The organism is Corallococcus praedator, assembly GCF_003612125.1.
Lineage (GTDB): Bacteria > Myxococcota > Myxococcia > Myxococcales > Myxococcaceae > Corallococcus > Corallococcus praedator.
The window spans coordinates 1-386 of the sequence record NZ_RAWI01001444.1 but is presented as its reverse complement, the minus strand read 5'-3'; the positions used below and the strand labels follow the sequence as shown (position 1 = coordinate 386).

The following is a 386-nucleotide window of genomic DNA, read 5'->3' as shown; positions in this document are numbered from 1 at the left end:
GGTCCAAGGGCGTGCACCTGCTCGTCCCGCGGGACCGCATCGACGCGGGTTGTGGCCTGATCACCCGGACCAAGTCGAGCCTGCTGTTCGTCATCCCGTGGGGCGGGCACTGGATCATCGGCACCACCGACACCGACTGGGAGCTCGACAAGGCGCACCCGGCCGCGACCGCAGCCGACATCGACTACATCCTCCAGCACGTGAACTCGGTGCTCGCCACCAAGCTCACCCGCGAGGACGTCGAGGGCGTCTACGCCGGACTGCGCCCGCTGCTCGCCGCACCCGAGGGCGGCTCGACCGCCAACCTGTCGCGCGAGCACCACGTCTCGCACACCGTGCCTGGGCTCGTGATGATCGCAGGCGGCAAGTGGACCACGTACAGGGTC

1 protein-coding gene is annotated in these 386 nt (G+C 69.4%); it reads left to right on the top strand.

Translation table 11 applies throughout. The features are described 5' to 3' along the window. Window positions 1–386, top strand: a 386-nt coding sequence (locus D7Y13_RS44825; protein WP_158626282.1) for an FAD-dependent oxidoreductase, incomplete at both ends; no start/stop codon positions are given.